Source organism: Brevundimonas sp. UBA5713 (assembly GCF_002419815.1).
Lineage (GTDB): Bacteria > Pseudomonadota > Alphaproteobacteria > Caulobacterales > Caulobacteraceae > Brevundimonas.
Genome location: NZ_DIGV01000028.1, coordinates 1 through 13,188, shown reverse-complemented (window position 1 = coordinate 13,188; position 13,188 = coordinate 1). Strand labels below are relative to the sequence as shown.

Annotated in this window: 7 protein-coding genes and 1 other annotated feature; of the genes, 3 read left to right on the top strand and 4 right to left on the bottom strand. The window is 61.8% G+C overall.

Features of this window, described 5'->3' with window-relative positions; all coding sequences use genetic code 11:
* Window positions 1-166 precede the first annotated feature (166 nt).
* A complete protein-coding gene (locus tag B3B04_RS07230; RefSeq protein ID WP_292041451.1) occupies window positions 167-1,216 on the bottom strand; it encodes a helix-turn-helix domain-containing protein in 1,050 nt (349 codons plus the stop codon).
* Window positions 1,217-1,607: 391 nt separating this feature from the next.
* Here B3B04_RS07230 and B3B04_RS07225 point away from each other — a divergent pair, with 391 nt between their 5' ends.
* Both B3B04_RS07225 and B3B04_RS07220 read left to right on the top strand, forming a co-directional pair.
* Window positions 1,608-4,262 carry a TonB-dependent receptor gene (locus B3B04_RS07225; protein WP_292041450.1) on the top strand — a complete coding sequence of 885 codons (2,655 nt, stop codon included), beginning with the start codon at window positions 1,608-1,610 and terminating at the stop codon, window positions 4,260-4,262.
* A gap of 33 nt (window positions 4,263-4,295) precedes the next feature.
* Window positions 4,296-6,887: a M14 family zinc carboxypeptidase gene (locus B3B04_RS07220; protein WP_292041448.1), complete on the top strand. Its 2,592-nt coding sequence runs from the start codon at window positions 4,296-4,298 to the stop codon at window positions 6,885-6,887.
* A gap of 3 nt (window positions 6,888-6,890) precedes the next feature.
* Here the strand turns inward: B3B04_RS07220 and B3B04_RS07215 are convergent, their stop codons facing one another.
* The 3 genes from B3B04_RS07215 to B3B04_RS07205 form a co-directional block, all read right to left on the bottom strand.
* On the bottom strand, window positions 6,891-8,327 hold the full coding sequence (locus B3B04_RS07215; protein ID WP_292041446.1) for a UdgX family uracil-DNA binding protein: 1,437 nt from the start codon (window positions 8,325-8,327) through the stop codon (window positions 6,891-6,893).
* Complete coding sequence (locus B3B04_RS07210) at window positions 8,327-9,568, bottom strand: putative DNA modification/repair radical SAM protein (protein WP_292041443.1); 1,242 nt, start codon at window positions 9,566-9,568, stop codon at window positions 8,327-8,329. The genes B3B04_RS07215 and B3B04_RS07210 overlap by 1 nt, the downstream gene beginning before the upstream one ends.
* Window positions 9,569-9,770: 202 nt before the next feature.
* Window positions 9,771-11,018, bottom strand: coding sequence for a lysozyme inhibitor LprI family protein (locus B3B04_RS07205; protein WP_292041440.1), 1,248 nt, complete (start codon window positions 11,016-11,018; stop codon window positions 9,771-9,773).
* Window positions 11,019-11,174: 156 nt separating this feature from the next.
* Window positions 11,175-11,229: a sequence feature (sul1 is cis-regulatory element that is thought to sense ions involved in sulfur or methionine metabolism; They are found in Alphaproteobacteria), on the top strand.
* Between the two features lie 41 nt (window positions 11,230-11,270).
* On the opposite strand from B3B04_RS07205, the gene B3B04_RS07200 reads away from it, so the two are divergent.
* Complete coding sequence (locus B3B04_RS07200; RefSeq protein ID WP_292041439.1) at window positions 11,271-12,728, top strand: SulP family inorganic anion transporter; 1,458 nt, start codon at window positions 11,271-11,273, stop codon at window positions 12,726-12,728.
* Window positions 12,729-13,188 lie beyond the last annotated feature (460 nt).

Below are 13,188 nucleotides of genomic sequence, written 5' to 3'. Positions count from 1 at the left end.
CAAAGCCACCCGCAAAGGCGGCCACAGTTCTCTAAGCTTGGCTGCTAGGAGTCCCCCCTCGCCCGGTCAATCAACCTGAGGGGGAGATTTCATATTAATTTTGAAGACTTTACGCTGCGTCTCAGCGACTTTACCGACTGTCTCAAAGCCGTAAAAATGTGCCCCGCTAACGCATGGCGGCCAACCAGCGGCTCCAGTCACTCTCGGACCCGAGCCCGTTCATGCGCCGCGTCCGTCCCCGCACATAGTGACGGAAATCACGCGGCGACATGTCGAACAGTTCCTTGAAGGCGGTGCTGAATGCAGACGGATTATTGAAGCCCCAACTGGCCGCAATGTCGGCAATGGAGCGATGCATATGGGCCGGATTGACCAGATCATCACGGCAGCGATGCAGGCGGCGCAGGCGCACGTAGTGCACAAAGCCCCCGCGAGGCTCCATCATACGATAGACGGTGGCACGCGATATTCCGAACGCCAGTGCCGTCTGTTCGACTGTCAGGTGAAGGTCCGTCAGATTGTCTTCGATATAGCGACGAACCGGCAGCCAGGCCGCCGCCCGTACCGAATCTGCGTGCTCGGGCGAAATGGTACCGTTCAGCGCCGCCGCCGCCAGCGACAAGGTCGCACCCTGAACAGCATAGGCCTGCGCCTCGTTCATGTGTGGCGCGGCCTGATAAAGCGCCATCAGGTGACTGCGGAACAGGGCGGTGAGCGGATCGGTTGCCATCAGCCTTTGCCCGCCATGAGCATCGGCATCTATGAGCAACGGCTCCAGCACACGGCGCGGCATCACCAGATCGACCGATTTATAAGCGGTGGACTCGGTTTCGATGGGCTGGCTCATGTCGACCATCAGCATGTCGCCATTGGCCAGCACCTGCTCCGAACGGCGTGAACGCGCGATCCGGCTGCCGTCCACATAAAACTGCATCAGGAAGTAATCGAGGCTGTCGGCGGCTATCAGTCCCGCGTTGCGCTCTGTCTTCTGGGCGCAGCTGGTCACGCTGCCAAACATCAGATCGCCGGCGTGATAGGCGTCGACCTTGGCAAAGAAGGTGGCGTCCGTGATCGACGAGATTTCCCAGACCGAAGCCGCCGTCTCGCGCCACACGCCTATCCGGGCCTTTTCGGGCAAAAGGGTGGTGTCCAGAACAGATCGCGCGATTGGCGCATGTCCGTCCACACCGTCCCTGTCACGTACTGCAACTGCCAAACGATCACCACTGGGCGCACCGTGGCAAGACTGCGACGACGACACCTTTAAAAACGCAGGAAAACTCAGAAATGACGCACCGGAACATCTCGGGCGTCACAACCGTCGAGCTTTGCCGTAGCGGTGCAAATATTACTCAAACATTAAAATGGCAGCGCGACAGGCAGAACCTCTCAAAGTCCCTTATTTCGGCCCATGCGGTTAAAAACCATTGATAGAAGCGCATCACGACAATCTATCCATGAGTGCTTATTGACCTTCATAGTGCCATTAGAAGGCAGCGCTTCCCTAGAAGAAAATCTCTCTATCGATTTAGAAAAACTGCGCTTAAATACCTGTGCTGTGTATGCCTTAAACGCGCCTCTTTCCTTCTTATTGCGGTGCATCAAAAATGACGCGTGCGACCAGCGCAGCCTTGGCCGTCCTTCTCGTGGCCAGCACGCCCGGCATGACCTTTGCGGCCTCTGACATCCTGACCCTGCCGACGACCGAAGAGGCTGATCAACAGCAGACCACGTCGGTGGCCGATGTGGTGGTGACCGGTTCCAATATCCGCAGTGCCAACACCGAGGGCTTCAACCCCGTTCAGGTCATCGGACGTGAGGAAATCCAGTCGTCGGGCAAGTCCACCACGTCCGACCTGCTGCGCTCCATCTCGGCCAACACCGGCAATGGCTCGAACGAGACCCAGAACAGCGGCTGGTCGTCCGGCGCGGCGGGCATCGGCCTGCGCGGCCTGTCGCAGAAGAATACTCTGGTGCTGCTGAACGGGCGCCGCGTGGCCAACTATGGTTTCCCGGGCGGCGGCTTGTCGGACACTTTCGTCAATCTGAACGCCCTGCCCATGGTGGCTGTCCAGCGCCTTGAAGTGCTGAAAGACGGTGCCTCAGCGGTCTATGGTTCTGACGCAGTCGCAGGCGTGACCAACATCATCACCCGCCAGAATTTCGAAGGTCTTGAGTTCGGGGCCAGCTATGGTGTCGCCGATCAGGGAGGTCTTGAAACCGGCACCGCCAAACTGGTGGGCGGCTATGGCAATCTGGAGGACGACGGCTTCAATGTCCTCGTCTCGCTGGAAGCCTACACCCGCCAGCGTCTGGATCAGGACGAGCGCGATCTGACCAAGTCGGGCATCTATACCGACCTGCCCAATGGCCGCTGGAACGGCTGGTCCGCCAAGGGCGCGCGTTTCCTCGTCAATGGCCGATCGGTGCCGTTCCTGAACGCCGACGGTCAGTGCCCCGAGGGCATGGTGCTGACGTCCAGCACCCCGATTGACGGCCTGCAAGGCAACACCTGCGCCATCAATCTGGCCGAACACACCACCCTGATCCCGTCGACGGACCGCTATCAGGCCTATGTGCACGGCACGGTGCGTCTGACGCCGAATATCGAAGCCTTTGGCGAGGTGCTGTATTCCTATGTGGAAGGCGCGTCCCTGTTTGGCTCCAGCCCCTTCTTCACGCTGGAAAGCGGCCGCTTTGCGCTGAATGCCGAAACCGGTCTGGCCGAGCCGGTCTCCAACCTGTTGCCCGCCGATAATCCGTACAATCCGTACGGCGTCGCCACGCCCATCGAATACACCTTCTTCGATCTGGGCCGCACGCTGAAAACCAATGAATCGCGCAGCTATCGCGCCTTGGTCGGCGTGCGGGGCAGCCATGACCGCTTGGACTGGGAAGTGGCCGCCTTTGCCTCTGGCAGCCGCGAGCGTGAGACGGTGTCGGGCGGTTTTGCCAATCGTTGGACGCTGGCCGACGCGCTGAATGACGGTTCTCTGAAGCTGCACAATCCATCCAGCACATCGCAGGCGGTTCTGGACGGTATTCGCCTGTCCACTGTGCGTCCGGCAGAGTCCGAACTGTACGGCGTGGACTTCAAGATCACCGGCGAGCTGTTCACCCTGCCCGCCGGTCCGGTCGGATATGCCGCCGGTGTCGAGTACCGCAACGAGAGCCTCGTCTCGCGTAATCCGTGGCAGATCGATGCGGGCCTGCAGATCCGTCCGGCCATTGCTGCCGTGGATGGCGAGCGCGACGTCTATGCCGCCTATGCCGAGTTCAACATTCCGGTCACCAGCACGCTGGACATCCAGATCGCCGGTCGCGCCGACGAATACAGCGATTTCGGCTCGGCCTTCTCGCCCAAGGCGGGCTTTCGCTGGAAGCCGTTCGACAAGCTGGCCTTCCGCGCCTCGGCCTCTCAGGGTTTCCGTGCGCCGTCGCTGTCGGAGAACTCGGCCTCGACCATGATCTCCTACGGCACCGTGGTTGACCCGTACGACCCCGACCTGCCCAACAGCCGCCAGAGCCCGACCTTCTTCACCGTCGGCAACACCAATCTGGAGCCAGAAGAGACCAAGTCGCTGAACCTTGGCGTGGTCTTTACCCCCACCCGCAACACGGCCCTCAGCTTCGACTGGTATAATATCAAGCTGGATAACCTGGTCGGCACCAACAACATCGCCTCGGTCGTCGAGGCCAATGATCCGGCCGACGTGGTGCGTGACAGCCGTGGCAAGCTACAGGCCGCATATAACCGCTATCAGAACCTGACCTCGCTGGAGACGTCGGGTATCGACATCGACTTCAACCACCGCTGGGATGCCGGTGATGCGGGCCTGATCGTGCTCAGCAGCGCCTATACCCATGTGCTGAAGTATGAGCGGCCCAATACGGTCGGCGGTCGCATCTTTGACTATGCGGGCACCAACCGCGGGGCCACCCTGCCCGCGCACAAGGCCACCACCCGCGTGGCGTGGTCGCGCAACGCCTTCGACGCCAATCTGACCTGGTATTACACCAGTGGCTACGATCAGGAGCCTGTCGTCGGCGGTCAGGAACGCGTCGATTCCTACAACCAGTTCGACGCCTATCTGGGCTGGGCCGCGACCGAAAAGGTCCGCGTCTACGCCAAGATCGAAAATCTGCTGGACGAAGAGCCCCCGCATGATGCCTCATTCCCCGGTGTGAGGGCACCCTACGACTTTGGCCAGTACGACCTGCGCGGACGCTATTTCCGCGTCGGCTTTGACGTGGCCTTCTGATCCAAGATCTGCATCGAGAAACGAGACATAAGCGTGAAAAACGCCACCAGAATCGCAAAACGCGCCGCAGCCGCCGTGCTGTTCGGGGCCGCCCTCGTGGCGGCTCCGGCACCGGTGCTGGCCCAGTCGCTGGACTATTATTTCCCGCAGGCCAGCGCCTCCGACTTTGATCCCGCCATCCCGACGCCCGAGGCCTTTCTCGGCTATCCGGTCGGCACCCACTTCACCCGCCACGACCAGATCGTCGCCTATCTGCGCGAGCTGGCCCGTCTGTCGGATCGGGTGACCATCGAAGACATTGGCCGCAGCTATGAGAACCGCCCGCTGACCTCGGTGGTCATCACTTCGGCAGCCAACCAGTCGCGCATCGATGACATCCAGCGCGCCCATGCCACTGTGGCCGATCCGAACGACGGCCCGATCAACCCCGACCAGCCGGTCGTCGTCGGCCTGTTCTACAGCGTGCACGGCAATGAAACCTCCAGCGGCGAAGCGGCCCTGCTGACGGCCTATTATCTGGCGGCCAGCCGCTCCGCCGAGGTGGCTGACTGGCTGGACAAGGCCGTGATCGTGATCGATCCGGCACAAAACCCCGACGGTCGCGACCGCGCCGCCAACTGGCACAATGCGTGGAAGAGCAATCCGCCCGCCTCCGATCCGGTGGACAAGGAACACGTCGAGGCTTGGCCCGCTGGCCGCACCAACCACTATTTCACCGATTTGAACCGCGACTGGCTGGCCGTGACCCAGCGCGAAACCCGCGCCAAGCTGGAAATCTTCCACCGTTGGAAACCGAACTTCCAGATCGACTTCCACGAAATGGGGGCTGGCAGCACCTATTATTTCGAGCCGTCGCCCAGCAGCATGGAAAGCCCCCTGCTGCCCCGCGCCGCCTATGAGTGGAACGTGACGCTGGCCAAATACCACGCGCAGGCGCTGGATGGGCTCGGTTCGCTCTATTACACGCGTGAAGTCTTCGACAATTTCTCGCCGGTCTATGGCTCGACCTATCCGGATTTCCACGGCGGGATCGGCGTGACGGTCGAACAGGCCTCTTCGCGCGGTCTGGTTCAGGACACGGCCAACGGCCCGCTCACCTTCCCCTTCACCGTGCGCAATCAGGCCAATGTGGGTCTGGCGACCATTCGCGGGGCCGTGGCGGAACGCGCGGGGTTGCTTCAATTCCAGCGCGACTTCTTCCGCTCAGCCATCGAGCAAGGCCGTCGCCATACGTCACAAGCTTTCGTATTTGGTGATGCCGCCAATCCGGGTCTGACCCGCCAGACGCTGGACCTGCTGCTGGCGCACCGCATTCAGGTCTATCCGCTGAACGAACGCATCACGCAGGATGGCCGCACCTATGAGCCGGGCACGGCCTATGTGGTGCCCTCGGCCCAGCCGCAGTTCCGCCTGATCCACTCCATCTTTGACAAGACCCCGCCGACCAATGGCCGCGTCTATGGCAGCACCTCCTATTCGGTAGCGCTGGCCTATAACCTCGGCTCGACGGGTCTGCGTCGCGTGCCCGCCTATGGCAGCGCCGTCACAGCCGTGCCTGCCGCCCAAGGCGGTGTCAGCGGTCCGGAGCAGGCCTATGCTTATGCGGTGGATTGGCGCGATCTGAACGCGCCGCAGGTGCTGTCGGCTCTGCTGCAACAAGGCATCCGCGTCCGCATCGCGTTCGAACCGTTCACCAGCCGCACCGAGGGTGGCCAGACGGCCTTCCAACGTGGCTCGCTGGTGGTGACAGCAGGTAGCCAGTCGCTGGACGCCGCCGCCCTGCGCGCTGCCGTCGACAAGGCTGCGCGCGAGGCAGGCGTGGTTGCCCACGCCCTCAGCACCGGCCAAAGCCTGTCGGGCGTTGATCTGGGCAGCGACAATGTGCGCGTGGTGCGCGCCCCGCGCATCGCCCTGATCGCGGGTGAAGGCGTCAATGCGACCGAGATCGGCTCGACCTGGTTCGCCCTAAGCGAGCGACTGAAATATCCGGCCACCCGCCTTGATCCGGCGCAGCTGGGTCGCGTGTCGCTGGACAACTATGACAGCATCGTCCTGTCGGGTGGCCGCTATGAAGGCCTTGGCCAACCGGCCATCGATGCGCTGAAAGCATGGGTACGCCGTGGCGGCTCTCTGGTGGTGTTTGGCACCGCCGCGCGCTGGGCACAGGCCAATGGTCTGGCCCCCCAGGCCGAGCGCGAAGAGGGTGAGCGCAATGCGCCCGCACGCCGTGACTATGCCGACCGCCAGTCGGTTCAGGGCGAACAGCGCACGTCGGGCAATGCCCTGTCTGCCGATGCCGACATCAGCCATCCGCTGGCGTTCGGTCTGACGCGCCGCGACCTGTTCGTGAACAAGGAAACCGACGTCACCCTGTCGCCGGTCGCCGATCCGTTCGCCAATGTCATCCATATCGACACGGACCCGCAGGTGAACGGCTATCTGCCTGAAACCCTGCGTCAGTCGGCGGCGGGCAGTGTCTGGGCGCAGGTCAATCCGGTCGGCGCGGGCAATGTGGTGCTGTTTGCCGATGATCCGGCCCACCGCAAATACTGGCTGGGCACCGAGCGCCTGCTGATCAACAGCCTGTTCTTCGGCAACCACCTCTCGGGCGGTGGCCGTCGCTAAATCCTAGACTGCGTTGAGATAGTCCGCTGCCAAGCCAAGGTCGTCCTCGAACGCCAGCTTGGCACGGGTTCTCTCAGCGGGGTCAGGATGCCGCAAAATATAGGCCGGATGATAGGTGACCAACACCGGACCATCCGGCCTGTGCATGATGCGCCCGCGCAGGTCACCCACGCTGACCGTATGGCCGAACAGGCCGCGCGCGGCGCTGCTGCCCATGGCAACGCTCAGCTCCGGCTTCACCAGTTCGCGCTCGCGGTTCAGCCACCAGCGGCAGTGGTCGATTTCGGCGGCAGAGGGCGTTTTGTGAAGGCGCTGGCGACCTCTGACCGTATGTTTGAAATGTTTGACCGCATTGGTCAGATAGATGTCGTCGCGGTTCAGCCCCGCCTCGACCAAGGCGTGGTTCAGCACCTCGCCTGCCGGACCGATAAAGGGCTGGCCGCTCAAGTCCTCATTATCGCCGGGCTGTTCACCGACAATCATCAGACGCGACTGTTTGGGGCCCACGCCGCACACGGCCTGCGTCGCATCGCGCCACAGCGGACAGCGCCGACAGCCCGCCAGCGCCGCGTTCAACTGATCCAGATCTTCGGGCACCATCTCATTGGTGACGGTGCGGTCGACCATAGGCGCGCGGACCTGATCGAACCGGCGGTTTGGCTCGGGCGCACGGGCAGTGACCATCTGTTCGGTGCGGCCTGTTGCCCCCGCGATCATCTCCGAGATCAGCTCTGCCTCAGGCAGGTTCTTCCAATAGGATTTAGGCATTTCGGCCTGCATGGCCTTGGTGCGCAGGCGCGACGGATTGAAGGTCGAGGCGTAATAGGTCTTCCAGAAGTCCTCGACCTCGTCCTCCTGTGGCGCGTCCTCCTTGCGGGCAGGCGGGCCATAGGTCAGCGCCTTTAAATCCCAATGCGCCGTGCCGTCGGGGGTCAGGATCGACCAGCGCATATTTGTGTAGCGGCGCTGGAAGAACGGCGCGGTCTTTTCCAGCACGCGGTGCGCCGGTTCGAACCACGCGATCCACCGCTGATGGTCGTCCTCGCCCTGCTGACGAAAGCGGACAAAGGCCTTCATCTTGTGCGAGGCGCGGCTGACATTCTTGGCCATTTCGACCGCACGGGCCACATCGCGGTCGGACGTGACCTTGATCAGGTTCGGCTCGTCCTGAAGCCGCCAAAGAATGCGGTACAGCAGGTCAAACCGGTCGGCATCGCGGTGCAGGATCACCTCCTGCGCCAGATCGACAAAGGCCTTGGACACTTTAAATGCCTGCGGACGGTGCACGACGGACGCGGCCTCCTCGCCGAACAGGCCGTCCTGCCCCTGTCCCACCACAAAGCGCACGCGGGCAGGCTCTATGCCTTCCAGCCGCAACGACCGCGCCGCCTCGCGCCAGCCGTCAAAATCCGTCTCGCTATCCAGATGCACCGTCCGCATCAGAACAGGCTCAGCTGCTCGGGCTGTTTTTCAGGGGCCAGACGCGCGCGCAGGTCGATGGCGTCGGTCAAGCCACCCGGTGTCCAATCCAGCGCCGTGATCCAGGGCCGTACCTTGTCGATAGAGCGGGTCAGGCGCGCCACATCTTCAAGACGCAGCGTGCGATATCGACGCACCGACACGATCCTGTTCACCGCCTTTACGCCCAGCCCCGGCACGCGCAGCAGGTCCTCGCGGTCGGCAGTGTTCACATTCACCGGAAACACGTCACGCTTTTTCAGCGCCCACGCCAGCTTGGGATCAATCGCCAGATCCAGCATGCCGTCATCGGCCCCGATGGCGATTTCCGGCGCGGTAAAGCCATAGAAACGCATCAACCAGTCGGCCTGATAAAGACGGTGTTCGCGCATCAAGGGCGGGCGCGACACCGGCAGGATGGCCGAGCTGTCCGGTATCGGGCTGAAGGCCGAATAATAGACGCGGCGAAGGCCATAGCCGCCATATAGAGACGACGAACGGTCGAGGATTTCCGTATCCGGCGCCCCGTCGGCACCCACGATCAACTGGGTTGACTGGCCCCCCGGCGCAAAGGCTGGCGGCTTGATGCGGTCGCGTTTTTGCGGCTTGGCCTCTTCCAGTTTCAGCCGCACCTGCCCCATGGCCTTTCGGATGACGCCCGCATCCTTTTCCGGTGCCAAACGGCCCAAGGCCTCATCGCGCGGCAGTTCGATATTGGCCGACAGACGGTCGGCATAGAGGCCCGCCAGCTCGATCAGCTTCGGATCGGCCTCGGGGATCAGCTTCAGGTGGATATAGCCGCGAAAGTCGTGCTCTTCGCGCAGCTTGCGCGCCACTTCAACCAACTGCTCCATCGTATAGTCGGAACTGCGGATAATGCCCGACGACAGGAACAGGCCTTCGATATAGTTACGCTTATAGAAGGCCAGCGTCAGATCGACGACCTCATCGACCGTAAAGCGCGCCCGCTCGACGTTGGAGCTGGAGCGATTGATGCAATAGGCACAGTCGAAGATGCAGAAATTGGTCAGCAAAATCTTCAGGAGGCTGACGCAGCGGCCATCGGGCGTATAGGCGTGACAAATGCCCATGCCCTCGGTCGATCCCACGCCGGAACCGCTGCGGGAATCCCGCTTCTTGGCTCCCGAAGAGGCACAGGATGCATCGTATTTCGCGGCATCCGCGAGGATCGAGAGTTTACGCCTTAGATCGATACGCGCCATTTGTTCATGTTATGTTCTTAAGGATTCAGAGTCCAGATCGCACAACCGACGCGGGCACAAAAAAGGGGCCCGAAGGCCCCTTTGCGCATCCGACTTTGGTCCGAGCCTCGCAGAGAACGAGGCCCACACGCCATGGCCATCAGCATCAGTTGGAGGGTCACACCTCTGATACGCTGGCCACGGCGTTTGGATCGCGTTCGGCTTAGAAAGCCTCCAGCTCGCGCAGGCGACGCTCATAGGCGATCAGCATCAGCTTGCTATCCGTCAGCCGGTTGCGTTCACGCAGGAACTCGGCCTGCTCGGCCCGCACGGCGGCACGGTCGGGCCGGTTCGCTAGTGCGCGGGTAAAGGCATCCGACACACGGGCATCCATCCGCCTCAGCGCGCGGTCGTCACAAATCATGCGTTCAGACGCCGTACGAGCCTGTCGGCAGTCAAAGCCCGGACCGTCAGGCCGTGTCAGCATTGTGAAGACGGGCGGCGTATAGCCCCGAACGCCAAGGAACCACTGGAGCGACTCTCCAAAGCTGTTGAAGGGTACCGCCTTGTCGTCATGACAGACCTCTGTCGAACGGTCGCGGCACGGTACGGGCGGGTCCCAGTCCTTATCCTTGGCCCCTGCCAGAATATCCGGCCATGCCGCGTCTAACTGTCCAACACGCGCGGCAGTGGCCGCATAGGCCGCGCAGAAACCATTGCCATATTCACGACAGCCGTCACGTGCACCGGCCAGGTCGTCTTGAAACACCGAGCGATAACGCGGCTGATCGGACACGTCTTTCAACTGCCCCTGCTCGATCGCATAGATGGCCGGCGGGGCAGCGCTACCTGCATAGGGTGCGAATGCATAGAGGAAGCTTTCATCGGCGAGGACAAACTCCTTCTTGCCGTCGCCGTCCACATCGGTGGGCAGGCTCAGGTGATCACCGTCCCATCGGCCGAGGTCCACTTTGCGCCACCCAGACGGGGTATGCTCGACCAGAGTGCCCACCGTGCAGCAGTGCGCGCCATAGCTGAAGGAAGACAGGATGACCTGACGTGCATCGCTGTCCGCATCCATCTGCACCACGGCAAACTGGGCAACAGCGGCACCCGTCTTGCTTTCTCCATCGACCGAAATTGACGTGCCATCCGCCGCCGTGACCGTCATGACCGCGCTCGAAAGGTCGCCGTCCTTTTTGGAACCCATGCGGATGTCCATACCGGCGATGTAGAAGCGGTCGGCACCCTCACCCTCGCTCCATTCGATCCACTGTGCCTGAGGCGCGGTGTCAGGACGGACAGTGTCGTCAGTCTTGGCTTCGGTAATTTCGACCGGTACCGGTGCACGCGACGACTTGCCGATCTGGGAATAGGCCAACCAGCCTCCGCCGCCCAAAACCAGAATGGCCAAACCACCAATCAGAAGACCTTTGGCAAAATCGGGCCGCGATGATTTGGGATCTGACATAGGAGGGGCCTGGGATGAAAGAAGCGACCACATATCGCAGCCATCCAATGCTCCAATCAGACCATCGTTCCTCGTCGGCGATGTCAGCCAACGTAAAGGCCCAACTCTCTGCCGCGCTTGCGAACTGGCGCTATAGCGCGCATGAAAGACGCGAACCTTGGACCTGCATCCTCGCAGGTGGCTATGCTGGCCGCCTATCCGCCGGCAAACCGATGAGGGACGCGCTGAGCGCCCTCCCCGCAACGATTCATCATGTCTGTATTTGCTACGGCTCGCCAACAATGGCTAGCTCAACCCGGTCGGGATATCCTGGCGGGCACGGTCGTCGGTCTGGCTCTGATCCCCGAGGCCATCGCCTTTTCCATCATCGCCGGTGTCGATCCGGCGGTTGGCCTATACGCCAGTTTCATCATCGCCGTGACCATCGCCTTCATGGGCGGACGTCCCGCCATGATCTCGGCGGCAACGGGGGCCATGGCCCTGCTAATGGGCGGTTTGGTTCGTGACCACGGTATTGAATATCTGTTCGCCGCCTCCCTGCTATGCGGGCTGATCCAGATCGTAGTCGGGCTGTTCAAACTGGGCCGCTATATCCGTTTTGTCAGCAAGAGCGTGATGAGCGGGTTTCTGAACGGTCTGGCCGTGCTGATTTTTCTTGCGCAACTCCCGCATCTGGCCGGAGCCAGTTGGCACGCCTATGCACTGGTGGCGGCGTCCTTGGCCATCATCTACGGCTTCCCGCGCCTGACCAAGGCCATCCCTTCACCGCTGATCGCCATTGTAGTACTCAGCGTGGCCTCGGCCCTAATCGGGCTGGACGTCAAGACAGTCGGCGATATGGGCAGTCTGCCCACCACCCTACCCAGCTTCCACATGCCCATGGTGCCGTTCACGCTGGAAACCCTGGCCATCATCGCGCCGGTGTCACTCACTCTGGCCTTCGTTGGCCTGATGGAGACCCTGCTGACCGCACAGGTACTGGACGACATGACCGACACCCCGTCGGACAAGGACCGCGAGACGCGCGGTCAGGGCATTGCCAACATTGCCGCATCTTTGTTTGGCGGCATGGCGGGCTGCGCCATGGTGGGTCAGTCGATCATCAATGTGACCTCAGGCGGGCGCGGACGGCTGTCCACGCTGTGGGCAGGCGTCTTCCTGATGATCCTCATCCTGGTTCTGACGCAATGGGTGGGCAAAATCCCCATGGCGGCACTGGTGGGCGTGATGTTCATGGTCTCGTTCAAGACCTTTGACTGGCCATCGGTGACGCGCCTGCGGGCTATTCCGGTTCAGTCGACGCTGGTCATGCTGACGACAGCCATCATCGTTCTTCTGACCCACGACCTGTCCAAGGGCGTGATCGCGGGTGTGCTGATGTCGGCGGTCTTCTTCATGCGCAAGGTCGGCAAGATGGTCGTCGTGAACGAAGGCGAAGACACCACGCCGGAGGTCCGCCACTATCACGTCACCGGCCAGCTGTTCTTTGCTTCGGCCGATCTGTTCGTCGCTGGCTTTGAGTTCCACGGCCAGCCGCAACGGGTCCAGATCGACCTGCATCAGGTCCACATTTGGGATCAAACGGGGGCAGCCGCCCTCGATAAGGTGATCCAGCGCTATCGCACACGCGGGGCCGAGGTCAGTGTAATGGGTCTCAACTCGCAAAGTCGCGCACTGATGACACGGCTAGGCCTGTCGCACGCCAGCTAAAACAGAAAGGGGCGGACCTTTAGGTCCCGCCCCTTTTTCATATTCAGGACTTAGGTGAAGCCTGATTGGCTGTCATAGCTTGGACACAACCTCAGCTGCCTATTAGCGGCAGATAGTTGCGGGCACACGGGACGGCGATCGCAACTCCGCTGGTCGTCAATCCAGCCTGCTATTGGACCGGTGCCGCCCAATACGGTGCACGCCATGTTTATCGTATTGAGGGCCGTGCTGATTGATCTTCGATTAGCTCTTTGGCTAAGGCTCCGCCGCGGCGAGCTACTGCGCGTAGCTTGGGTGGGAGCGAGCAAGAAACACGACGCCTCTCCAGCTCTTCCACCGCCGTCGTCACATGGCGTTCGGATGCGCTCGCTTGCCTTCGCAGACGTGGTTCCAAACAGCAAAAAGCCCCGCTGTATGGCGGGGCTTTTTGATAATCGTGGAGCCTTTGGGTGCGGGAGTA

What these genes read in the sequence shown, in the direction of transcription:
- B3B04_RS07215 (WP_292041446.1), bottom strand. Translation starts at nt 8,327, where the DNA reads ATGCGGACGGTGCATCTGGATAGCGAGACGGATTTTGACGGCTGGCGC.
- B3B04_RS07205 (WP_292041440.1), bottom strand. Translation starts at nt 11,018, where the DNA reads ATGTCAGATCCCAAATCATCGCGGCCCGATTTTGCCAAAGGTCTTCTG.
- B3B04_RS07225 (WP_292041450.1), top strand. Translation starts at nt 1,608, where the DNA reads ATGACGCGTGCGACCAGCGCAGCCTTGGCCGTCCTTCTCGTGGCCAGC.
- B3B04_RS07200 (WP_292041439.1), top strand. Translation starts at nt 11,271, where the DNA reads ATGTCTGTATTTGCTACGGCTCGCCAACAATGGCTAGCTCAACCCGGT.
- B3B04_RS07210 (WP_292041443.1), bottom strand. Translation starts at nt 9,568, where the DNA reads ATGGCGCGTATCGATCTAAGGCGTAAACTCTCGATCCTCGCGGATGCC.